Raw genomic sequence first — 20178 nt, forward strand, 5'->3', positions numbered from 1 at the left:
GTCCGGACACCGGAACGCGGTGGAGACGGTGTGCGGCGGAGCCGCCTACCGCGGCTCCAGCTCCGCGATCCCGCCCTTCGCGATCTCCTTGCCGTCCGACCCGACCACTTCGCGGTCGCCGAGCGGCTCGTCCAACTGCACGGTCCGCTCCATCGCCTTGGCGATCATGATGCAGACCTTGCCCTCCCACGGTGTGTCGGTCACGGTGACCGTCACCTCGCCCGACTCCTCGCTCACCGAGGCCGCGTAGTCGCTGCACACGCCGCCCCAGAAGGTGACGGTCAGCTTCTCGCCGTCGACCTCGTAGCCCTGGACGCGTACATCCCGCGAGGACGGACCCGTGGAGGGCGTGTCGCCCGGTTCGGCGGACTCCTCGGTCGGCTCCGCCGGCGGCTCGGGGGCGGCCAGATACGTCGGGTCGATCGCCGGATGCGTCACCGTGAAGGTGGCCTCGGCCCCCTGCGGCCGTACCTCGAACATCCAGGACGGCACCAGCGCCGGCCGGCCGTCCACCTGGTGCGAGGCGAGCCCGAACACCGCGTCCTCGACGGTGACCGCCTCCGGCGTCGGCGCCGTGGTCACCCGCTCGCACGGCGTCCCGGTCGCCACGGCCGTCCCGCCGTCCGCACCCTCCAGCGGTACGGGACCGGTGCAGCCGCCCACGCCCCCGCGCGCGGTGCCGGCGCCCTGACCCGAGCCGTTCATCAGCTCCAGCGCCCGCTCCGCGTCGACCACGGGATACGTGTCGCTCTTCACCGGCGTCTTCAGGTTGCCGCTGCCGCCGAGCACTTGGCCGTCGGCGCCGACCTGGACACCGGTCGACCAGCCGTACGTGGGCAGCCCGCCGACCTCGGGATCGGCGTTCACCACCCGTATGGCGCCCAGGAGTTGCGTCGCGTCGAGCTTGGCCTCGTCCTGGCCGGCGGCCTTGAGCACCGGGGCCGCCGCCTTCTTGGCCGCCGCCTCACTCACCGCCTCGCCGCCCTCGGCCACGCTGCCGGAGGTGCAGACATCGACCTTCTGGCAGTTGTCGGTGCCCGGCGTGTACCGGTTGAACGTCCAGGTCCCCGGTGACCGCTTGTCGACCCGGAGAACCGGTCCCGAACCGTCGCCCGCGCTCCCCACCCGCCAGGCCTCACCCTCGGCCGTCGGCGTACCTTCCACACCGAGCGCCTTCGCGAGCCGGGCCACCTCGGCGGCCGTCACGTCGCCCTTGACCGAGTACACGGGAGCGGAGCCGGGACCGTCGGGCAGATCGCCGGCCGCTCGATAGGTCACGCCGTTCGGGTTCGGCTCGCCCGGAGCGATGCCGGCCGAACCGCCGTCGGTGTACCCGTCGAGCGCCAGCGGCGGGGGAGTGCCGTCCCCGCCGGGCGAACCGGTCCCTTCGGACCCACCGGAAGCGGTGGCGGCGAGCAGCGCCCCGCCACCCCCGACCAGCAGCACCGCGGCGGCCACCGACGCCACGACCACCCGGGAACGCCGGCGGCGCGGCCGCTCGGCACCGCCGACTTCTACGACGTGACTCTCATCGCCACGTTCATCGCTGCTCTCGTCGCCATGCTCATCGCCACTCTCGCCGCCGCTGTCGTCAGCGGCCCGCGCATCCTCGTCCCTCTCGGAGCCCGCACCGTCGTCCGCGTCACTCCCCGCAGCCGCATCGGCCTTGTTGTCACCGGCGGCCTCGTCGGCTTCCTTGGCCCCCTCGGCCTCAGTGACGTCATCCCCGGCAGCCCTGAGCTCCTCGGTGGCTTCGGGCTCGGTGCCCTCGTCCGGGTTCTCGGGGTTGTCGGGTCGCTCGGAGTTCACCGCATCGCTCCTTCGGCAGGTCGTACACCGCATCCCCTATACGGGGGACAGCGATGGGACGCGGCGGAGGAGCCGACGGTTCCCTCAGTCGCCGTAGTCGGACATCGCGTCCACCAGTCGCGCGGAGGTCACCGGCACCGTCACCCCGTGAATGAGCGAAGGGGACACCGGAGCCGTAATGACCTTCGCGGGGGCCGCCCAGTGCGGAGCCATCCGCGCGCAGTCGCCGCGCAGCGCCGCCAGGCCCGCGTCCGGGTCGAACGGGACGGTGCCGGGGATCTTGGGGTTCGTCATAACCGCACCGTATGCATCGCGAACCCCACGAAGAAAGACCTACTATCGGGTAGTTTTGCCTGCTTCAGAGCGAGTGGACGACCCGGTAGCGTGAACTGTCAATCCCCTCTTCCTTCGCAGGAGCGTGTCCTCGCCGTGCGTATCGCAGTCTCCGGCTCCATCGCCACCGACCATCTGATGACCTTCCCGGGCCGCTTCGCCGACCAACTCGTCGCGGACCAGTTGCACACGGTCTCCCTCTCCTTCCTCGTCGACCAGCTCGACGTACGCCGGGGCGGTGTCGGCGCGAACATCGCGTTCGGCATGGGACAACTCGGCACGCGCCCGATCCTGGTCGGCGCGGCGGGCTCGGACTTCGACGAGTACCGCGCGTGGCTCGACCGGCACGGTGTGGACACCACCTCCGTGCGTATCTCCGAGACGCTGCACACGGCCCGCTTCGTGTGCACCACGGACGCCGACCACAACCAGATCGGCTCCTTCTACACGGGCGCCATGAGCGAGGCCCGCCTCATCGAGCTGAAGACCGTCGCCGACCGCGTCGGCGGCCTCGACCTCGTCCTGATCGGCGCGGACGACCCGGAGGCGATGCTGCGCCACACCGAGGAATGCCGTTCGCGCGGCATCCCCTTCGCCGCCGACTTCTCCCAGCAGATCGCCCGCATGGACGGCGACGAGATCCGGATACTGCTGGACGGCGCCACGTACCTCTTCTCCAACGAGTACGAGAAGGGCCTCATCGAGTCCAAGACCGGCTGGTCGGACGCGGAGATCCTCGCCAAGGTCGGCCACCGGGTGACCACCCTCGGCGCGCAGGGCGTACGCATCGAGCGCGTCGGACACGACCCGATCGAGGTCGGCTGCCCCGACGAGGAGCGCAAGGCCGACCCCACGGGTGTCGGCGACGCGTTTCGCGCGGGGTTCCTCTCGGGGCTGGCCTGGGGCGTCTCGCTGGAGCGCGCCGCGCAGGTCGGGTGCATGCTCGCGACGCTGGTCATCGAGACGGTGGGGACGCAGGAGTACCAGTTGCGGCGCGGCCACTTCATGGAGCGGTTCACCAAGGCGTATGGGGATGAGTCCGCGGAAGAGGTTCGCGCGCACCTCGGCTGAGGCGTGCCCCCTCGGCGACGTCCGGGTCGCCCCGGACGGTGCGTTGTCGGCCGCGGGTTCGTCGTGGCTGGTCGCGCGGTTCCCCGCGCTCCTTTTGGGCCTTCGGCCCTCAAGGGCGCGGGGATTCCCGTCTCGGCTCAGCTCACCCTTCGCACCACATACGCCGAACCCCGTTCCGCCGGTTCCTCGCCCACGTACTCCTGGCCTCGCATCTCGCACCACGCCGGGATGTCCAGGCGGGCGGCCTCGTCGTCGGAGAGGACTCGGACCGTGCCGCCGACCGGTACGTCGCCGATCACCTTCGCCAGCTCGATGACGGGGATCGGGCAGCGCTTGCCGAGGGCGTCCACGACGAGTACGTCCTCGTGCACGACGGTCGCGGGCACCGGTGCCCCCAGCTTCTCCCGCACGGCCGCGACCGCCCCCGGCAGCACCGTCAGGAATCGCTCGACGTCGTCCGCGGGCGTCCCCGGCGGCAGCGACACCCGGACGTTCCCCTCGCTGAGCACCCCCATGGCCTTCAGGACGTGGCTGGGCGTCAGTGTGCTGCTCGTGCAGGACGAACCCGAGGAGACGGAGAAGCCCGCACGGTCCAGTTCGTGCAGCAATGCCTCCCCGTCGACATAGAGACAGGAGAAGGTGACGACGCCCGGCAGCCGGCGCTCCGGGTCCCCCACCACCTCCACGTCCGGCACCAGCGACACCACCCGCGCCCGGATCCGCTCCGTCAACTCCCGCAGCCGTACGGCCTCCGCGGCGGCCTCCGCCCGTACGGCGCGCAGCGAGGCGGCGGCCGCCACGACGGCCGGGATGTTCTCGAACCCCGCGGCCCGCCCCGACTCCCGCTCGTCGGCGGGCCCTTGCGCCGCGAACCGCACACCCTTGCGTACGACGAGCAGCCCCACCCCGGACGGGCCACCCCACTTGTGGGCGCTGCCGGTCAGCACCGACCAGTCCCCGTCCACCCGCCCCCACCCGAGCGACTGCGCCGCGTCCACCAGCAACGGCACCCCGGCCGCCCGGCACGCCGCCGCCACCTCGGCCACCGGCTGCTCGGTCCCCACCTCGTGGTTGGCGGACTGCAGACACGCGAGCGCGGTGTCCTCCCGCAGGGCCTCGGCGTACGAGGACGCGGCGACCGCCCCGGTACGGCCCACGGCCACCTGGGTGACCGTCCCACCCCCGGCCTCGTGGGCATCCGCCGCATGCAGCACCGAAGAGTGTTCGACCGCCGACACGATCAGGTGACCGCCGACCCGCCGCCGACCCGCCAGCACCCCGGCGATCCCGGAGTGCACGGCCCGCGTCCCCGACGACGTGAACACCAACTCGTCGGCCCGGCATCCCACCGCCTCGGCAGCCGCCTCCCTGGCGGCGTCCAGCAGCAACCGGGCCCGCCGGCCTTCCTTGTAGAGCCGCGCGGGATCGGCCCACCCCTCCTCCAGCGAGGCGAGAAGTGCCTGCCGGGCAACGGGATGCAGGGGAGCGGAGGAAGCAGCGTCGAAGTAGACCACAGGGCAACGCTATAAGCAGGGGCCGAGGGGAGCGCCCTCAAGGGACGCGGGGAACCGCGCGAACAACCACAACGCACGCGCAACCGCCAAACCACCCGAACTTCCGAGCTATTAGGCGCCCGGAATGACCCACGGAGTGTTGGCACCCCCTCCCCGCGCGACCCCAAATCGCGTCCAGTAGGGTTTGGTCCGCATAAACATCCAAACCCCTGCCCGTCGCAGGGCGGCGACCGACCAGCGAGAAGGCCGCAGCCATACCGCGCGGGCGAGACTCTCGGGAAGGCGCTACGTGAGTCCCAACGGCTCCGACCTCCCCCGCTGCCTAAAGGGCGCGGGTGGTACCCCCATGCCGCGGCGCCCGATGCGGCGGAAGCTGCTGCAGGCACTGACTGCGGGCCTGGTCCTGGCGACCGCCACCGGTTGCACATACAAGGACTTCCCCCGTCTTGGTATGCCCACGCCGACCACGGAAGAGGCTCCGCGGATCCTCTCCCTGTGGCAGGGCTCGTGGGCCGCCGCGCTCGCCACGGGCGTACTGGTCTGGGGCCTGATCCTGTGGAGTGCCTTCTTCCACCGGCGTAGCCGCACCAAGGTCGAAGTTCCCCCACAGACCCGGTACAACATGCCCATCGAGGCGCTGTACACGGTTGTCCCGCTGATCATCGTCTCGGTGCTCTTCTACTTCACCGCCCGCGACGAGTCGAAGCTTCTCGACACGTCGAAGAAGCCCGACCTCACGGTCAACGTGGTCGGCTTCCAGTGGAGCTGGTGCTTCAACTACATCGAGAACGTCGACGGCTCCGAAGGCGACGCGAAGACCGACGAGAACCTGGCCGCCATCCCGGACCGGTTCAAGACGGCCTTCCCGGACAACGCCGGCGGCGTGTACAACTGCGGCATTCCCGGCGACGAGAACCCGCAGACCGGCAACCCCGGCCCGACCCTCTGGCTCCCCAAGGGCAAGACGGTCCGCTTCGTCCTCACCTCGCGTGACGTCATCCACTCCTTCTGGGTGGTGCCGTTCCTGATGAAGCAGGACGTCATCCCGGGCCACACCAACGCCTTCCAGGTGACCCCCAACCAGGAGGGCACCTTCCTGGGCAAGTGCGCCGAACTGTGCGGCGTGGACCACTCCCGGATGCTCTTCAACGTGAAGGTCGTCTCTCCCGAGCGCTACGAGCAGCACCTCAAGGAGCTCGCGGAGAAGGGACAGACCGGTTACGTCCCGGCCGGCATCGAGCAGACGACCCACGAGAAGAACCGGGAGACGACGAACCTGTGAGCATCCTCAACGAACCCCAGGGTGCTGCCGCCGAGAGCTCGTACGAAGACGAGTTGCCGGTCCGGCGCAAGCAGCCCGGCAATGTCGTGGTGAAGTGGCTGACGACCACCGACCACAAGACGATCGGCACGCTGTACCTGGTCACGTCGTTCGCGTTCTTCTGCATCGGCGGAGTCATGGCGCTCCTCATGCGCGCCGAGCTCGCCCGCCCGGGTACGCAGATCATGTCGAACGAGCAGTTCAACCAGGCGTTCACGATGCACGGCACGATCATGCTGCTGATGTTCGCGACGCCGCTGTTCGCCGGTTTCGCCAACTGGATCATGCCGCTGCAGATCGGCGCGCCCGACGTGGCGTTCCCGCGGCTGAACATGTTCGCCTACTGGCTCTACCTGTTCGGCTCGCTCATCGCGGTCGGTGGCTTCCTCACCCCGCAGGGCGCGGCCGACTTCGGCTGGTTCGCCTACAGCCCGCTGTCGGACGCGGTCCGCTCGCCGGGCATCGGCGCCGACATGTGGATCATGGGTCTGGCCTTCTCCGGCTTCGGCACGATCCTCGGCTCGGTCAACTTCATCACCACGATCATCTGCATGCGCGCGCCCGGCATGACCATGTTCCGCATGCCGATCTTCACCTGGAACGTGCTGCTGACCGGTGTCCTGGTCCTGCTCGCCTTCCCGGTCCTCGCGGCCGCGCTGTTCGCCCTGGAGGCGGACCGCAAGTTCGGTGCGCATGTCTTCGACGCGGCGAACGGCGGCGCGTTGCTATGGCAACACCTCTTCTGGTTCTTCGGCCATCCAGAGGTGTACATCATCGCGCTACCGTTCTTCGGCATCATCTCCGAGGTCATCCCGGTCTTCTCCCGTAAGCCGATGTTCGGCTACTTCGGCCTGATCGGCGCGACCATCGCGATCGCCGGCCTCTCCGTGACGGTGTGGGCGCACCACATGTACGTCACCGGAGGCGTGCTCCTACCGTTCTTCTCCTTCATGACGTTCCTCATCGCCGTACCTACCGGCGTGAAGTTCTTCAACTGGATCGGAACGATGTGGAAGGGCTCGCTGTCCTTCGAGACACCGATGCTCTGGGCGACCGGCTTCCTGATCACCTTCACCTTCGGTGGTCTGACCGGCGTCATCCTGGCCTCGCCGCCGATGGACTTCCACGTCTCGGACTCGTACTTCGTGGTGGCGCACTTCCACTACGTGGTGTTCGGCACCGTGGTGTTCGCGATGTTCTCCGGCTTCCACTTCTGGTGGCCGAAGATGACGGGCAAGATGCTCGACGAGCGTCTCGGCAAGATCACCTTCTGGACGCTGTTCATCGGCTTCCACGGCACGTTCCTCGTCCAGCACTGGCTGGGCGCCGAGGGCATGCCGCGCCGGTACGCGGACTATCTCGCGGCCGACGGCTTCACCGCGCTGAACACGATCTCCACGATCGCCTCGTTCGTACTCGGTCTGTCGATCCTCCCGTTCCTCTACAACGTGTGGAAGACCGCCAAGTACGGCAAGCCCGTCGGCGTCGACGACCCGTGGGGCTACGGCCGTTCGCTGGAGTGGGCGACCTCCTGCCCGCCGCCGCGGCACAACTTCCTCACCCTGCCGCGGATCCGCAGTGAATCCCCGGCGTTCGACCTGCACCACCCTGAGGTCGCCGCGCTCGAACAGCTCGCGCACGGCGGCCCCGCCGCCGGCGAGCTGGCGAGCAGCGGCAGCGGCAAGGAGGCCGGCAAGTGAAGATCCAGGGCAAGATGTTCATCTGGCTGAGCGTCTTCGTGCTCGCCATGGCGATCGTCTACGGCTACTGGTCGAAGGAGCCGGCCGGAACCACGGCGCTCTTCCTGGCCTTCGGCCTGTGCATCATGGTCGGCTACTACCTGGCCTTCACGGCCCGGCGGGTCGACGTGGGCGCGCAGGACAACAAGGAGGCCGACGTCGCGGACGACGCCGGTGAGCTGGGCTTCTTCAGCCCGCACAGCTGGCAGCCCCTCGCCCTCGGCGTGGGTGGCGCGCTCGCTTTCATGGGCGTCGTCTTCGGCTGGTGGCTGCTCTACTTCTCGGCCCCGATCCTCCTGATCGGCCTGTGGGGCTGGGTCTTCGAGTACTACCGCGGCGAAAGCCAGAACCAGTAACACGCGCTCGACACACGGAAGCCCGGACACTCCGACAGGAGGTCCGGGCTTCCCCCGTTTGCCACGCCGCACGTACCTCACTCGGATCACCCGGCGCGCCACGCTTGACTACGGTTCCTACGTTGAACTCATGAGCACCTCACCCCGACACCGCACGCTCGTCAGCTGCATCCTGCTTGTCGCCTCCCTGGGAACGGGCGCCATAGCCTGCGGTTCCGGCGGCCACCCGCTCTCGGCCGAGCCGTACGACGCGGCCGACCAGATCTCCTTCAACACCGCCTCCGGCGACAGCGCGAAGGCCGATCCGGACAAGCCGCTGGAAGTCACCGCCGACGACGACGGACGCATCACCGACGTCACCGCCGTGGACGCCGCAGGACGGTACGTGGCGGGCGAACTCTCCGCCGACGGCACTCGCTGGCACTCGACCTCACCGCTCGCCGCCAACGCCCGCTACACGGTCCGGGTGAGCACCGAGGACGAGGACGGTGCCCCCGGCCGCGAGGGCCTCGTCTTCGACACCGGCCGCCCCCTCACCAAGAAGCGCCTGAACGTCACCTTCGGCCCCAAGACGGGCACGTACGGCGTCGGCCAGCCCGTCACCGCCACCCTGAACGTTCCGGTCAAGGACAAGGCCGCCCGCGCCGTCGTCGAACGCGCCCTGAAGGTCGACTCCACGCCCTCCGTGGAAGGCGCCTGGCACTGGGTGGACGACAAGGAGCTCCACTACCGGCCCAAGGAGTACTGGCCCACCGGCGCCACCCTCCAGGTCCGCAGCAACCTGGAGGGCATCAAGATCGGCGACCGTCTCTGGGGCGGCAGGGCCAAGCCGGTGAAACTCACCACCGGCGACAAGGTCGTCGCCGTCACCGACGCCGCCACCCACCAGATGACCGTCTACAAGAACGACAAGGTCATCAACGAGATCCCGATCACCACGGGCAAGCCCGGTTTCGACACCCGCAACGGAGTCAAGGTCGTTCTGGGCAAGGAGTACTTCGTACGCATGCGCGGCACCAGCATCGGTATCGCCCGCGGCAGCGCCGACGACTACGACCTGCCCGTCTACTACGCCACCCGGGTGACCTGGAGCGGCGAATACGTCCACGCCGCCCCCTGGTCCACCGGCTCCCAGGGCTACGCCAACGTCAGCCACGGCTGCACCGGCATGAGCACCGGCAACGCCGAGTGGTTCTTCGACAACGTACGCGAAGGCGACATCGTCAAAGTAGTCAACTCACACGGCGCCACCATGGCCCCCTTCGGCAACGGCTTCGGTGACTGGAACCTCGACTGGCAGAAATGGCGCGAAGGCAGCGCCCTGGCCGGCGGCACGAAGGAAGCACCGAGCCCGCAGCAGCAGGCCCGCCTGAGACCGGAGTCGGCCTGAGGGGGCGCGCACCGAAGGGCTGGGGCGCTTAGGCGTTCAACGCCTGCTTCCTGCGGAGCAAGGACGCCAACGCCGAGGCGAACTCCACCGGCTCCACCGGCAACGTCACCGCCGCGTCGGCCCGACTCCAGGTCGCCAGCCACGCGTCCTGCGGCCGCCCGATCAGCACCAGCACCGGCGGACACTCGAAGATCTCGTCCTTGATCTGCCGGCAGACCCCCATGCCCCCCATGGGTGCGGCCTCACCGTCCAGCACACAGACATCGATCCCGCCCCTGTCCAGCTCCTTGATGACAGCGGCGGGCGTGGCGCACTCCAAGAACTCGACCTGCGGTACATCAGGAGCCGGTCGTCGGCCCGCGGCCAACCGCACCTGCTCGCGGGTGTTGGAATCGTCGCTGTAGACCAGCACCGTGGCGGTCGGCTGCATTGTTCCTCCGTGACGTCAGCGTCGTAAGGACAGGCCCGATGCGCGGATGCTACTCCCTTGAACACCACGTCAACAGCGGTACGGAAGGGAGCAACACTCCGAACGGCACCCCCCGGAGTGAGGGCGGGATAAGCGACCGACATAATGTCGGTCGTGGCGACAGCAACGACAGTAGAAACCGGGCACGCGCACCCGTCGGTCAACCGGCCGAACCTCACCAGCGTCGGAACCATCATCTGGTTGAGTTCCGAGCTGATGTTCTTCGCGGCCCTCTTCGCGATGTACTTCACCCTGCGATCGGTGACCGGTCCGGAGTTCTGGCACGAGAAGGCCAGCACCCTGAACTTCCCGTTCTCGGCGACCAACACCACGATCCTGGTGCTCTCCTCCCTCACCTGCCAGCTCGGCGTCTTCGCCGCCGAGCGCGGGGACGTGAAGAAGCTCCGGATGTGGTTCATCGTCACGTTCGTGATGGGTGCGGTCTTCATCGGCGGTCAGGTCTTCGAGTACACCGAGCTGGTCAAGCACGAGGGCCTGTCGCTCTCGTCCGATCCGTACGGCTCGGTCTTCTACCTGACCACCGGCTTCCACGGCCTGCACGTGACGGGCGGCCTCATCGCCTTCCTGCTGGTCCTCGGACGCACCTACGCGGCCAAGAGGTTCACCCACGAGCAGGCGACCGCGGCCATCGTCGTGTCCTACTACTGGCACTTCGTCGATGTTGTCTGGATCGGCCTCTTCGCCACGATCTACATGATCAAGTAATCGGGCGGCCGGGCCGGGCGGACCGAACGCTCGCCGTGACCCGAGAACGACCCTTCCAGAAGCACCGACGCAGAAGATCCTGACACCGGGGTAATCCGTGAAAAAGCTCTCCGCACGACGACGCCATCCGCTGGCGGCGCTCGTCGTCCTATTCATCGCGCTGGCGACCACGGGGGTGCTGTTCACCGCCTTCGCGCCCGCGGACCGGGCCGTAGCCGATGAAACCGCCCAGACCCTCACCATCGAGGAGGGCAAGAAGCTCTACTCCGTGGGCTGCGCCAGCTGCCACGGCACCGGCGGTCAGGGCACCACCGACGGGCCTTCCCTGGTGGGCGTGGGCGCGGCAGCCGTCGACTTCCAGGTCGGCACCGGCCGTATGCCGGCCCAGCAGCCGGGCGCGCAGGTCCCGGACAAGCCGACCATCTACTCGCAGGCCGAGATCGACCAGCTCGCGGCGTACATCTCCTCCCTGGGCGCCGGCCCGGAGGTACCGACCGAGAACGAGTACAACCCCGAGGGCGCGGACATCGCCGAGGGTGGCGAGCTGTTCCGCACCAACTGCGCTCAGTGCCACAACTTCACCGGCAAGGGTGGTGCGCTGTCCGAGGGCAAGTACGCGCCGTCTCTTGAGGGTGTCGACCCGAAGCACATCTACGAGGCCATGCAGACGGGCCCGCAGAACATGCCGTCCTTCCCCGACACCACGCTGTCGGAGGAGAACAAGAAGGACATCATCGCGTACCTCGAAGCGGTCAACGGCGATGACACCGTGGAGCCCGGTGGCCTCAGCCTCGGCGGACTCGGTCCGGTCAGCGAGGGCCTGTTCGGCTGGGTCTTCGGTCTCGGCGCGCTGATCGCCGTCGCTGTATGGGTCGCCGCTCGGACCGCAAAGGCCAAGAAGTCATGAGTAGCCAAGAGATTCCAGAAGAGAACCTGCCTGCTGAGCAGTCCGCGGGACTGGATCAGCAAGAGCATGGCGCGGTGAAGGTCGCGGACGAGAAGAACCCCTTCGCGGACCCCGGCCTCCCGCCCCACGAGCACCGGATCCAGGACATCGACGAGCGGGCCGCCAGGCGGTCCGAGCGCACGGTCGCCCTGCTGTTCACGGTGTCCATGCTCTCCACGATCGCGTTCATCGCCGCCTATCTGGCGATCCCCGTGGACAAGGCGATCTACGTCTTTCCGATCGGGCACATCAGCGCGCTGAACTTCGCGCTGGGCTGCACCCTCGGTCTGGCCCTGTTCAGCATCGGCGCGGGCGCGGTCCACTGGGCCCGCACCCTGATGTCGGACGAGGAGATCGCCGACGAGCGGCACGCGATCGAGGCCCCGCCCGAGGTCAAGGCCAAGGTCCTGGCCGACTTCAAGCAGGGCGCCAAGGAGTCCGCGCTCGGCCGTCGCAAGCTCATCCGCAACACGATGTTCGGTGCGCTGGCCCTGTTCCCGCTCTCCGGTGTCATGCTGCTGGGCGGCCTCGGTCCGGCGCCCGGCACCAAGCTGCGGCACACCACCTGGGCCAAGGGCAAGAAGCTCGTCAACATGAACACCAACGAGCCGCTGCGTCCCTCGGACGTCGCGGTCGGGTCGCTGACCTTCGCCATGCCGGAGGGCCTGGACGAGCACGACCACGACTTCCAGAAGAACATCGCCAAGGACGCCCTGATGATCGTCCGGATCCAGCCGGACGACATCAAGGACCCCCGCGAGCTGGAGTGGTCGCACGAGGGCATCGTGGCGTTCTCGAAGATCTGCACCCACGTGGGCTGCCCGATCTCCCTGTACGAGCAGCAGACGCACCACGTCCTCTGCCCCTGCCACCAGTCCACCTTCGACCTCGCCGACGGCGCCCGGGTCATCTTCGGCCCCGCGGGTCACGCTCTTCCGCAGCTGAGGATCACTGTCGGTGAAGACGGCTACCTCGAAGCGGTCAGCGACTTCGAAGAGCCCGTCGGTCCTGCCTTCTGGGAGCGCGGATGAGTACTGCGACCAACACCGCCACCGACTCGCGTTCGCGTGAGAAGGCACCGGCCGGCGAGCGAGTCGCCGACTGGGCCGACGGTCGGCTGGGGATCTACTCCCTGGCCAAGTCCAACATGCGCAAGATCTTCCCCGACCACTGGTCGTTCATGCTGGGTGAGATCTGCCTGTACAGCTTCATCATCATCATCCTCACGGGTGTGTACCTGACGTTGTTCTTCCACCCCTCGATGAACGAGGTGGAGTACCACGGCCCGTACGTCCCGCTGCAGGGCCAGCTGATGTCCGAGGCGTTCAACTCGACGATGCACATCTCGTTCGAGGTCCGCGGTGGTCTGCTCATCCGGCAGATCCACCACTGGGCGGCGCTGATCTTCCTCGCCGGCATGTTCGTGCACATGATGCGCGTGTTCTTCACGGGTGCGTTCCGCAAGCCGCGTGAGGTCAACTGGCTGTTCGGCTTCCTGCTGTTCGTCCTGGGCATGTTCACCGGCTTCACCGGTTACTCCCTCCCGGACGACCTGCTCTCCGGCACCGGTGTCCGCTTCATGGAGGGCGCGCTCCTGTCCGTGCCGATCGTCGGCACGTACCTGTCGTTCTTCCTCTTCGGCGGCGAGTTCCCGGGCGGCGACTTCGTGGCCCGCTTCTACTCGGCCCACGTCCTGCTGCTGCCGGGCATCATGCTCGGCCTCGTGGTGGCGCACCTGATCCTGGTCTTCTACCACAAGCACACGCAGTTCGCGGGCCCCGGAAAGACGAACAACAACGTCGTCGGCATGCCGCTGCTGCCCGTGTACACGGCCAAGGCCGGAGGCTTCTTCTTCCTGGTCTTCGGGGTCATCTCGGTCATCTCGGCGATCGCCTCGATCAACCCGATCTGGAGCATGGGCCCCTACCGTCCGGACCAGGTGTCGACCGGCGCCCAGCCCGACTGGTACATGGGCTTCTCCGAGGGTCTGATCCGTGTCATGCCGGGCTGGGAGATCGACTTCTGGGGTCACACGCTCGTCCTGGGCGTGTTCATCCCGCTGATGGTCTTCCCGCTGGTCCTGGTCGCGATCGCGGTCTACCCGTTCATCGAGTCGTGGGTCACCGGCGACAAGCGCGAGCACCACATCCTGGACCGCCCGCGCAACGTCCCGACCCGTACGGGCTTCGGCGTCGCGTGGATCACCTGGTACATGGTTCTGCTGATCGGTGGTGGAAACGACCTCTGGGCGACCCACTTCCATCTGTCGATCAACGCCATCACCTGGTTCGTCCGGATCGCGTTCTTCGTGGGCCCGGTCGTCGCGTTCATCGTCACCAAGCGGATCTGCCTCGGCCTGCAGCGCCGGGACCACGACAAGATCCTGCACGGTCGCGAGACCGGCATCATCAAGCGTCTGCCGCACGGTGAGTTCATCGAGGTCCACGAGCCGCTCAGCCAGGAGCAGCTGCACACGCTCACGGCGCACGAGCAGTACGTGCCGGCCGAGATCGGTGCCGCGGTCGACGAGAACGGTGTCGCCCGCAAGGTCACGCGCCGCGAGAAGGTCCGCGCCAAGCTGAGCAAGGGCTACTACGGCGGGGACAGCCAGATCGTCAAGCCCACCGTCGAGGAGTACAAGGAGATCACGAGCGGCCACGGCCACCACTGATCGCCTCGCTTCGCCACACCACGGTCGAAGGGCCCCCGTCCGATCTTCGGACGGGGGCCCTTCGCCGTGCCCGTGGCTGGATAGGGTGGGGTTCACACTGTTCTGATCTACGGCAACCAGGAGCGACTCATGAGCGCTGTGACCCCCGCTGGAGGCGACACCGCGGCGGGCCGTTCCTGGCCCGCGGTGCTGAACGCGCTGCTGTCCGGACACGACCAGGACGCCGGGGCCACGTTCTGGGCGATGGACCAGATCATGCGCGGCGAGGCGACGGACGCGCAGATCGCCGGGTTCGTGGTGGCGCTGCGGGCCAAGGGCGAGACCGTCGAGGAGATCACCGGGCTGGTCGAGGCGCTGTACGAGCACGCCAATGTGATCGAGGTGTCGGGCAGGACGGTCGACATCGTCGGTACGGGCGGCGACGGCGCCAAGACGGTCAACATCTCCACGATGTCGTCGATCGTCGTCGCCGGTACGGGCGCGAAGGTCGTCAAGCACGGCAACCGGGCCGCTTCGTCGGCGTCCGGCGCGTCCGATGTGCTGGAGAAGCTCGGCGTCAATCTGGAGCTGACTCCGCAGCGGGTGGCCGAGGTCGTCGAGGAGGCCGGGATCACCTTCTGCTTCGCCGTGAAGTTCCACCCGGCGCTGCGTCATGTGGCCGCAGCACGCGGGCAGTTGGGCATCCGCACCGTCTTCAACGCGCTGGGGCCGCTGGCCAACCCGGCGAAGGTCAGAGCCCAGGCGGTCGGCGTCGCCGACCCCCGGATGGCCCCCATCATGGCCGGCGTCCTCGCCGAGCGCGGCCACTCGTCCCTCGTCTTCCGGGGCGACGACGGCCTCGACGAGCTGACGACCACGGCGACCTCGCGGGTGTGGATCGTACGGGACGGCAAGGTCACCGAGGAGGCTTTCGACCCCCGCGATGTCGGACTCGACCTGGTGCCGGTGGAGGCGCTGCGAGGCGCTGACGCGTCCTACAACGCGGATGTCGCGCGGCGGTTGCTGGGAGGGGAGACGGGGCCGGTGCGGGATGCGGTGCTGTTGAACTCGGCGGCGGCGTTGGTGGCGTTGTCGCCGGGCGCGGGGTCGTTGGCCGAGCAGCTACGGGACGGCATGGAGCGGGCCGCGGAGGCGATCGACTCGGGGTCGGCGAAGAGGGTGTTGGAGCGGTGGGTGGCGGTCAGTAACAGGTAACGCCTGCGGCGGGCTGGGGGTGTGTTTTCGGGTGCGGGTCCGGTGGGGGCTGGTCGCGCAGTTCCCCGCGCCCCTGAAAAGCAGGGGCTGCGCCCCGTGCTTTTCGCCACCCGACAACGCGCCGCAGGGTCCCGCAATGCGGACACGAGTTGCGGGCCGGTGATCGGTACGCGTACGTTTCTGGCAGGTCATGAGTGACAGCCACAAGGCCCCGGCCGGCTGTCCGGCAACCCTCCGTCCGTGGCGGGGTGCCCCGGGTGAAGACCAGGTCGTAGGCAGAGAGGTCTGCGACAAGCGCGGACCCCTCGTGAACCCAGGGGTCCTGGTCGTTCGAGGGAGCCTCCCGTGAGCAAGCGAATGCGATAGGGCCGCAGAGCCCCGCTTCGGCTTTTCCCCTTTCCCCTCACCGTCGCCGAGCCGTGTCATGCCCGCTCACCGGTGAATTCCGCCTGCCTTCACGGGAGTCCCGCCATGTCTGTCTCCACCCTTGCCGCTGACCGTTCCGTTTGTGCCCCGCTGCCCGTTCTGGGCCGGGATGTCACCGTCCCGCTCGTGACCGGCGGTGAGGTCACGTACGCCGCGCTCGACTACGCGGCCAGCGCCCCCGCGCTCCAGCGGGTCTGGGACGACGTGGCGGCGTACGCCCCGTACTACGGGAGCGTGCACCGGGGGGCCGGGTACCTGTCGCAGCTGTCCACCGATCTCTTCGAGAACGCCCGCCGTACGGTCGCCGAGTTCCTCGACTGCCGGGAGGACGACCAGGTGGTGTTCACCCGGTCGACCACCGACTCCCTGAACCTGCTCGCCGCCGCGCTGCCCGCCGACTGCCAGGTCTTCGTCTTCGAGACCGAGCACCACGCCTCGCTGCTGCCGTGGCGGGACGCGCGGGTCACGTACCTGGACGCGCCCCGGACGCCGCGGGAGGCCGTCGCCGCGCTGGAGGGCGCCCTCGCGGCCCGTGACCCGCAGGGGCCGGCGCTGGTCTGTGTCACCGGTGCCTCCAACGTCACCGGGGAGATCTGGCCGGTGCGCGAGCTGGCCGCCGCCGCGCACGCGAGCGGCGCGCGGATCGTGCTGGACGCCGCCCAGCTCGCGCCCCACCACGCCGTCTCCGTGCAGGAGTTGGACGTCGACTGGATCGCGTTCTCGGGGCACAAGTTGTACGCGCCGTTCGGGTCCGGTGTGCTCGCCGGGCGGGCCGACTGGCTGCGTGAAGCGGACCCGTACCTCGCGGGCGGCGGCGCCAGCCGCAAGGTGACCCGGCGCGGGGACGGGGGTGTGGACGTCGAGTGGCAGGAGAGTGCCGCCCGCCACGAGGCCGGCTCGCCCAACGTCATCGGCGCCTACTCCATCGCCTCCGCCTGCAAAGCCCTCACCGAGGCCGGGTTCGAGACGCTGGTCGCGCGTGAGCGGTACCTGATCGACCGCGTCCGCGCCGGGCTCGCCGAGGTGCCCGAGGTCCGGGTCCTCTCCCTCTTCGGGGACGACGCCCCGCGCGTCGGCGTCATCTCCTTCGTCGTCGAGGGCTGGAACAGCTCCCACTTCGCCGCCGCCCTCTCCGCCGAGTACGGCATCGGCGTACGCGACGGCCTCTTCTGCGCCCACCCGCTCGTCCGCAGCCTCCTCGGCAGCGACCCGCAGTCCCAGGGCGAGTGCGGCGCCCCCGAGGCCGCGCCCGGTGAGCGGTCCCTCAACGCGATCCGGGTGAGCTTCGGGGCCGGTACGCCCGACGAGCACGTGGAGCGGTTCGTGGGCGCGGTGAAGGAACTCGTGCGGGACGGCGCCAAGTGGAACTACCGCACGGAGGACGGCCGTTGCGTCCCCGCCGTCTGATCCGGCGCTGTCCCGTCCGTCGCCGCCCGAGCCCCTGAGCTGTTCACCCGCGCCCCCAGCACCATCATCCGCAGGGCCCGTTCGGTGGCGTCCGTGAGGAGTTCGCTCGCGCGGAACATGGCCTCGGCGAGGGCCATCGGGGCGGGCAGGATGCCGGTGCAGGCGTCCACACCCGGTACCTCGTGCGCGCCCTCGCCCAGGGTGCCCGCGAGGGCGAGGACCGGGCGGCCGTGCAGCTTGGCGCGGCGGGCCACCTCGGCGGGGATCTTGCCGCGGGGGGTCTGGTGGTCGAGGGCGCCCTCGGCCGTGATGACCAGGTCGGCGCGGGCGAGCCGGGCGTCGAGGTCCAGGTGGCTGAGGAGTACCTCGAAGCGGGGGAGGAGGCGGGCGCCCAGGGCGGCCAGGCCCGCACCGAGGCCGCCGGAGGCGCCGGTCCGCGTCGTCCCCGTACCGGGCCACCTCCACCTTCGCCCAGTGGATCTCCCCGGCCGCCCGCTCCAGCGTCCCCGTGGAGTCGGGCGAGTCGAAGATCCGCTGCCGGTCGGCGGTGTCCTTGTGCAGGGGCAGCGGGACGGGGATGTCCCGCTGCTGGATGATCTGCGTGGGGGCGCCGCCGGTCCGGCCCACGAGCCCGATCAGTTCCTCGTCGAGGTCGGCGTTCTGCCGTTGCAGGAAGACCCGCAGCAGCCGCGACGGTTCGGTGAACGGCCGCCCGGTCTCCGGGTCGACCCCCTGGGCCTGGAGGTTGGTGAGCTCCCCGGCCTCCTGCACGAGCAGCTCGTTGATCCGCTGGTCCACGTCCCGCAACAGGATCGAACGTGTCGTCGTCGCCACCGAGGCCAGCGCCACCGCCACCGCCATCACCAGCAGCAGCCACAGCAGAATCCTGACCCGGGCCGAGACCCGCCGGGCCGGCGCCTCAGCCGTCGTCACCGGCTCCGTCGTCGTCGCCTTCGGCGTCCTGTCCGTCCTGCCCGGGGTTGTCGTCATCGTCATCACTCGCCGGGCTGTCGGTCACCGGAGGCCGCGACACGACCTCGTCACTCGGTGTGGGTTTCGCCCGTGAGGGCGTGGGGCCCGGCGACCCACTCTCCAACTCCACCCTGGGCGGCACCTTCGGCGCCTGGGGGCTGTCGGTCAGGGCGAAACTGGTGGCGGCGATCCCCAGCGGAATCGCCACGACGGCGGCCAGGGCCGCGATCCGGCGAGAGAAGACCATGGGCACGATCCTGCGAGGGTGACCGGTCGGCGAGGATGAGCGCAGGATGAGGACTTCTTCATCTTCTTCGACTTCTTCGTCTTCGGGGCGTGCCGAACGGAACCCTCAGCCGTCCAGCCCGATGGCGAACGCGGCTTCCAGGTCGTGCTGGGAGTAGGCGCGGAACGCGACATGCGTGTCCGTACCCAGGACCCCGGGAATCTTGCTGATACGGCCGGGGATCACATCGGCGAGGTCCTCATGGGCCTTCACCCGCACCATGGCGACCAGATCGTACGTACCGGTCACGGAGAACACCTCGGTCACGGACTCGATGGCGGCGATCGACTCCGCGATCTCCGGAATCCGGTCCACGCTGGTCTTGATGAGCACGATCGCGGTGATCACGGTTGGTGTTCTCCCTCGGGGGCCGGCGCTGAGGCATGCGCTGTCACTCTAGCCCTACGCCCATAACGCACCCACGCGTAGACGAACCCCAGTCCGAACCCCACCAGATGCGCCAGATAGGCGACCCCCGGCCCCGAGGTCTGCCGCCCGGCGGCCAGCCACTGAAGGCTCACCCAGAACGGCAGGGTCACCCAGGCCGGGAAGCGCAGCGGAAGGAAGAAGAGGAACGGGAAGAGGCTCGTCACCCGCGCCCCGGGGAACAGGAAGAGGAACGCGCCGAGGACGGCGGAGATCGCCCCGGACGCGCCGACGAGCGACTGCGGGGACCCGGCGTGCGCGGCGGCGTACGCGACCAGTGCGAGATAGCCGCAGCCCACATAGAAGAGGGCGAACTCCACGTGGCCCATGCGCTCCTCGGCCATCGCCCCGAAGACGTAGAGGAAGAGCATGTTGCCGAGGAGATGCAGCCAGCTGCCGTGGACGAAGAGCGCGGAGAGGGGGGTGAGCGCGGCGCGGGGGGAGCCGTCGAAGAGTTCGACGGGTACGACGCCCCAGCGGCGGAAGTAGGCCCGCTGCGCGGCGAGCAGCTCGTCGCCGGTGCCGTGGACGGGGTTCAGCCCCGCCGCCGGACCGATCAGGAAGATCAGACAGCAGACGATGATCAGCCCGTACGTCACCGGCCCTGCCTCGTTCCGCGCCGGCACCGACTCGTTCCGTACCCCGTCGCCGGCCCTCACACCCCGTACGCTCCACTTGCCGATCATGATCAGAGCATGACGTAACCGGACCGAACCGCCCAGACCGCCTCGCCGGAGGCCCCGCGCGTCGCGGTCGGAGGCGATGGGTACCGGTCAGGCCGTAGGGTTACGAGCCACACGCACCGGGCGGCCGGTGCATCACGGAGACTGGAAGAAGGAAGAGCAGCCACGATGACGGTTCCCCTGCCGACGGACACGACCCGCTGGCGCTGCGCCCTCTGTGGCAACCTCACGCGGTTCGACGTGACCCGCTCGTCGAAGGTCGTCGAGTACGTTCACCTCGACCTCGCCGGGGAGCCCGAAGTCGAGGAGCGCGAGGTGGTCAGTGAGACCATCGAGTCGGTGCGCTGCCGCTGGTGCAACGCCGTGGACCAGGTGGAACTCGTGGACAGGCCGGGCGCCGGCTCCTGAGGGAGCGGGCCCGCACAGACATTGGGGTGAC

Annotated in this window: 20 protein-coding genes, 2 pseudogenes and 1 riboswitch; of the genes and pseudogenes, 13 read left to right on the plus strand and 9 right to left on the minus strand. The window is 69.0% G+C overall.

The features are described 5' to 3' along the window. Nucleotides 1-45: 45 nt before the first annotated feature. Nucleotides 46-1809, minus strand: a complete 1764-nt coding sequence (locus I8N67_RS19515; protein ID WP_200304426.1) for a hypothetical protein — start codon at nucleotides 1807-1809, stop codon at nucleotides 46-48. 84 nt (nucleotides 1810-1893) lie between these two features. Continuing rightward, complete coding sequence (locus I8N67_RS19520) at nucleotides 1894-2103, minus strand: hypothetical protein (protein WP_200304427.1); 210 nt, start codon at nucleotides 2101-2103, stop codon at nucleotides 1894-1896. A 135-nt stretch (nucleotides 2104-2238) separates the two neighbouring features. Between I8N67_RS19520 and I8N67_RS19525 the strand changes: the two genes are divergently transcribed. Continuing rightward, entirely contained in the window at nucleotides 2239-3213 is a 975-nt protein-coding gene (locus I8N67_RS19525) for a carbohydrate kinase family protein (RefSeq protein WP_200304428.1), read from the plus strand. A 137-nt stretch (nucleotides 3214-3350) separates the two neighbouring features. Here I8N67_RS19525 and I8N67_RS19530 read toward each other — a convergent pair whose 3' ends face one another. Beyond that, nucleotides 3351-4727 carry a cysteine desulfurase/sulfurtransferase TusA family protein gene (locus tag I8N67_RS19530; protein WP_200304429.1) on the minus strand — a complete coding sequence of 459 codons (1377 nt, stop codon included), beginning with the start codon at nucleotides 4725-4727 and terminating at the stop codon, nucleotides 3351-3353. Between the two features lie 289 nt (nucleotides 4728-5016). On the opposite strand from I8N67_RS19530, the gene ctaC reads away from it, so the two are divergent. The 4 genes from ctaC to I8N67_RS19550 all read left to right on the plus strand — a co-directional run bounded on the left by ctaC (nucleotide 5017) and on the right by I8N67_RS19550 (nucleotide 9533). Next, on the plus strand, nucleotides 5017-6009 hold the full coding sequence (ctaC, locus tag I8N67_RS19535) for an aa3-type cytochrome oxidase subunit II (RefSeq protein ID WP_372443750.1): 993 nt from the start codon (nucleotides 5017-5019) through the stop codon (nucleotides 6007-6009). Then, nucleotides 6006-7748, plus strand: coding sequence for an aa3-type cytochrome oxidase subunit I (gene ctaD, locus I8N67_RS19540; protein ID WP_200304431.1), 1743 nt, complete (start codon nucleotides 6006-6008; stop codon nucleotides 7746-7748). Before ctaC ends, ctaD begins: the two co-directional genes overlap by 4 nt. Beyond that, nucleotides 7745-8143, plus strand: coding sequence for a cytochrome c oxidase subunit 4 (locus I8N67_RS19545; RefSeq protein WP_200304432.1), 399 nt, complete (start codon nucleotides 7745-7747; stop codon nucleotides 8141-8143). The genes ctaD and I8N67_RS19545 overlap by 4 nt, the downstream gene beginning before the upstream one ends. 130 nt (nucleotides 8144-8273) lie before the next feature. After that, nucleotides 8274-9533, plus strand: a complete 1260-nt coding sequence (locus I8N67_RS19550; protein WP_200304433.1) for a L,D-transpeptidase — start codon at nucleotides 8274-8276, stop codon at nucleotides 9531-9533. A gap of 28 nt (nucleotides 9534-9561) precedes the next feature. Here I8N67_RS19550 and I8N67_RS19555 read toward each other — a convergent pair whose 3' ends face one another. Then, nucleotides 9562-9963, minus strand: coding sequence for a response regulator (locus I8N67_RS19555; protein ID WP_200304434.1), 402 nt, complete (start codon nucleotides 9961-9963; stop codon nucleotides 9562-9564). Nucleotides 9964-10107: 144 nt separating this feature from the next. Between I8N67_RS19555 and ctaE the strand changes: the two genes are divergently transcribed. From ctaE to I8N67_RS19585, 6 genes are all read left to right on the plus strand, one after another. After that, nucleotides 10108-10728: an aa3-type cytochrome oxidase subunit III gene (ctaE, locus tag I8N67_RS19560; RefSeq protein ID WP_200304435.1), complete on the plus strand. Its 621-nt coding sequence runs from the start codon at nucleotides 10108-10110 to the stop codon at nucleotides 10726-10728. A gap of 97 nt (nucleotides 10729-10825) precedes the next feature. After that, entirely contained in the window at nucleotides 10826-11635 is an 810-nt protein-coding gene (qcrC, locus tag I8N67_RS19565) for a cytochrome bc1 complex diheme cytochrome c subunit (protein WP_200304436.1), read from the plus strand. Next, on the plus strand, nucleotides 11632-12705 hold the full coding sequence (gene qcrA, locus I8N67_RS19570) for a cytochrome bc1 complex Rieske iron-sulfur subunit (protein ID WP_200304437.1): 1074 nt from the start codon (nucleotides 11632-11634) through the stop codon (nucleotides 12703-12705). The genes qcrC and qcrA overlap by 4 nt, the downstream gene beginning before the upstream one ends. Then, nucleotides 12702-14345, plus strand: coding sequence for a cytochrome bc1 complex cytochrome b subunit (gene qcrB, locus I8N67_RS19575; protein WP_200304438.1), 1644 nt, complete (start codon nucleotides 12702-12704; stop codon nucleotides 14343-14345). The genes qcrA and qcrB overlap by 4 nt, the downstream gene beginning before the upstream one ends. A 129-nt stretch (nucleotides 14346-14474) precedes the next feature. Next, nucleotides 14475-15539 (plus strand): anthranilate phosphoribosyltransferase, encoded by a 1065-nt coding sequence (gene trpD / locus I8N67_RS19580; RefSeq protein WP_200304439.1) that lies wholly within the window; start codon nucleotides 14475-14477, stop codon nucleotides 15537-15539. Nucleotides 15540-15725: 186 nt separating this feature from the next. Next, a riboswitch (SAM riboswitch) is annotated at nucleotides 15726-15842 on the plus strand. 168 nt (nucleotides 15843-16010) lie between these two features. Then, a complete protein-coding gene (locus I8N67_RS19585; RefSeq protein ID WP_200304440.1) occupies nucleotides 16011-17372 on the plus strand; it encodes an aminotransferase class V-fold PLP-dependent enzyme in 1362 nt (453 codons plus the stop codon). Here I8N67_RS19585 and I8N67_RS19590 read toward each other — a convergent pair. From I8N67_RS19590 to I8N67_RS42720, 3 genes and pseudogenes are all read right to left on the minus strand, one after another. Then, a pseudogene (locus I8N67_RS19590) lies at nucleotides 17333-17806 on the minus strand (glycerate kinase); the annotation flags it as partial. The gene I8N67_RS19585 and the pseudogene I8N67_RS19590 sit on opposite strands and share 40 nt — an antisense overlap. Before the next feature lie 4 nt (nucleotides 17807-17810). After that, nucleotides 17811-18362 (minus strand): annotated as a pseudogene (locus I8N67_RS42715) (two-component sensor histidine kinase); the annotation flags it as partial. Then, entirely contained in the window at nucleotides 18292-18513 is a 222-nt protein-coding gene (locus I8N67_RS42720; protein ID WP_307835289.1) for a small secreted hydrophilic protein, read from the minus strand. The pseudogene I8N67_RS42715 and the gene I8N67_RS42720, both read right to left, overlap by 71 nt. Here I8N67_RS42720 and I8N67_RS44235 point away from each other — a divergent pair. Beyond that, entirely contained in the window at nucleotides 18443-18613 is a 171-nt protein-coding gene (locus I8N67_RS44235) for a hypothetical protein (RefSeq protein WP_200304442.1), read from the plus strand. The genes I8N67_RS42720 and I8N67_RS44235 overlap by 71 nt on opposite strands. An 83-nt stretch (nucleotides 18614-18696) precedes the next feature. Here I8N67_RS44235 and I8N67_RS19605 read toward each other — a convergent pair whose 3' ends face one another. Both I8N67_RS19605 and I8N67_RS19610 read right to left on the minus strand, forming a co-directional pair. Then, on the minus strand, nucleotides 18697-18978 hold the full coding sequence (locus I8N67_RS19605; protein WP_200304443.1) for an Lrp/AsnC family transcriptional regulator: 282 nt from the start codon (nucleotides 18976-18978) through the stop codon (nucleotides 18697-18699). Next, the gene (locus I8N67_RS19610; RefSeq protein WP_200304444.1) at nucleotides 18975-19742 is read right to left on the minus strand and encodes a rhomboid family intramembrane serine protease; all 768 of its coding nucleotides are present in this window, start codon (nucleotides 19740-19742) and stop codon (nucleotides 18975-18977) included. Before I8N67_RS19610 ends, I8N67_RS19605 begins: the two co-directional genes overlap by 4 nt. A 165-nt stretch (nucleotides 19743-19907) precedes the next feature. On the opposite strand from I8N67_RS19610, the gene I8N67_RS19615 reads away from it, so the two are divergent. Next, nucleotides 19908-20147, plus strand: coding sequence for a hypothetical protein (locus tag I8N67_RS19615; RefSeq protein ID WP_200304445.1), 240 nt, complete (start codon nucleotides 19908-19910; stop codon nucleotides 20145-20147). The last annotated feature ends 31 nt before the right edge of the window (nucleotides 20148-20178 follow it).

The sequence above is a fragment of the Streptomyces adelaidensis genome, from assembly GCF_016598475.1.
Lineage (GTDB): Bacteria > Actinomycetota > Actinomycetes > Streptomycetales > Streptomycetaceae > Streptomyces > Streptomyces adelaidensis.